Raw genomic sequence first — 2,015 nt, forward strand, 5'->3', positions numbered from 1 at the left:
TATCGTGATTAACTGCTAATTATCAGATTATGTGCCCGCGTAACGCATTGATATCCTTGCAGACCGATTCTTGAGGTTTAATGGAAAGTCACACCATGGTTGTCCCTCGCTTGATGCTTGGGGTCGACACAATCGGACCCCGTTCAACATCATCACTCTGAGCGACAGCCACCTTCCCGGCTATGCGAGGAGCGCTGGCCCATTACGGCATCTAGTTAAATTGAGAGCGATATGTGGTGATCGACCGCAAGCCGCAGTTCATCCAGCAATAGCCGCGTTGCGGAGATCATAGTGCCGGTATTGCGGTAGCTGACACCGGCGTCGCGCTGCCATGAAAAGGTGCTCATGTCGAGCTTCACCAATCCCGCCGCCTCCGGACTGAATAGATAGTGGGCCGCTTGGAAGCAAAGATAATCCGCCTCACGCAGTAGCGACAGCGTGATGGTCACCGAGGCGGCTTCGACCGCGGGCTTCGGCTTTGGTAGGCCGAGGCGCCGAAAGGTCGCTTTCAGTATGTCCCTGTTTTGAATGTCCGAAAGTGGAACGATCCACGGAAAGTCAAGCAGTTCAGCTGGTTCGAATCCATTGCGGCGCGCCAGCGGGTGCTCTTCGCGAGCGATCAGCACGAGAGCGTCCTGCACGAGCGATTCATGCGTGATCTCGTCATCGACAAGGAAGTCCTGCGGTCGAAGCGCGCTGAGGACAAGATCAAGGTGGCCTTCTCTGAGCGCCGGGATCAGAAGGTCATGTGTTCCGGTATGCACCCTGACCACCACGTTCGGCTGCGTGGCATGTAATCTGGCGATAGCGCGCGGCAAATAGCGCCGCAGCCAGGTCGGTCCAGCACCTACATTAATCGTACCGCGCTGGCCGCCGATCAGAGCCGCAATCTCCACCTCAGCATTGCGATATTCCATCTCGATGAGCTGTGCATGCCGAACCAGCGCCTCGCCTACAGCGGTCAGGCGCATGCCTCGCGGTAGCCTCTCGAATAGCGAGGCGCCACAGCGCTCCTCGAGCCGCTGAATGCTCTTGGTAACGGCCGGCTGGGCGACCCCAAGCACCGTCGCAGCTTTCCCGATGCCACCGTGCTTCACCACAGCGAGGAAATGCGACAGCGGAAATCGTGACAGACTAGGCATAACATCATGTTATGAGTTTTGGACAAAAATATATTAGACAGTTATGTCTCTCAATGTCCACAATCATTCTACGCATAGGGAGGAACGTCTATGGCGTTGAGATCAGGTGCGAACATCACGGCCTACGGGCGCGCTCCGGCGCCGGCACTCTTGGCCGTTGGGACGAAGGATCGCGACATCGCACAGGTCCGACTCTCTGAGGTCGGTCCAGGAAAGGGGAAGTCCGCAAAGGCCGGTCAAAATGGTGACGGAATGTTGCAGGGGGAACCGTCTACACCGCTTATTCGCTTCGAGGGCGTTTCGTTCAGTTATATGCCGGAAAGGAATAGGCCGCCCGAGGTTGAGGGACTCGACATCGAGGTGGAAGACGGTGAGTTTGTCGTTCTCCTCGGTCCTTCGGGTTGCGGCAAGAGTTCGCTTCTGAACCTCGTGGCTGGTTTCCTTTATCCGACCGAAGGCCGTGTTCTGTTCCGTGACAAGGTGGTGCGCGGCCCCAGTCCTGAGCGCGGGATGGTGTTTCAATCGGTCGACGCGCCGCTCTTTTCCTGGCTCACGACGAGGGAAAACGTAACCTTCGGGTTGCGGCACGGTGCTGCCGAAAATGCCCGTATCGCTGACAATTACATCAAGATGGTCCATCTGGCCGGTGCGGAGAACAAATATCCTTCCGAGCTATCGGGAGGCATGAAGCAGCGTGTCCAGCTCGCCCGAGTCTGGGCCATGAATCCCGCCGTGCTGCTGATGGACGAGCCCTATGCCAACCTCGATGCCATCACCAAGTGTGATTTTTCGTGGAATGAGGACCCTGCTTAAGGGGTGATTTTCGTCCAAACGGGACCCCTTAACGTGGGGTCATCAAGATGCTTCCGGTTT

General features: G+C 57.0%; 2 protein-coding genes. One reads left to right on the forward strand and one right to left on the reverse strand.

The genetic code is table 11. The features are described 5' to 3' along the window. Nucleotides 1-215 precede the first annotated feature (215 nt). Nucleotides 216-1,142: a LysR family transcriptional regulator gene (locus DY251_RS21155; protein WP_116625881.1), complete on the reverse strand. Its 927-nt coding sequence runs from the start codon at nucleotides 1,140-1,142 to the stop codon at nucleotides 216-218. A gap of 90 nt (nucleotides 1,143-1,232) precedes the next feature. Here DY251_RS21155 and DY251_RS21160 point away from each other — a divergent pair, with 90 nt between their 5' ends. After that, entirely contained in the window at nucleotides 1,233-1,955 is a 723-nt protein-coding gene (locus DY251_RS21160; RefSeq protein ID WP_116625882.1) for an ABC transporter ATP-binding protein, read from the forward strand. The last annotated feature ends 60 nt before the right edge of the window (nucleotides 1,956-2,015 follow it).

Origin of the sequence: Mesorhizobium denitrificans, from assembly GCF_003403035.1 — a bacterium.
Taxonomy (GTDB): domain Bacteria; phylum Pseudomonadota; class Alphaproteobacteria; order Rhizobiales; family Rhizobiaceae; genus Mesorhizobium_G; species Mesorhizobium_G denitrificans.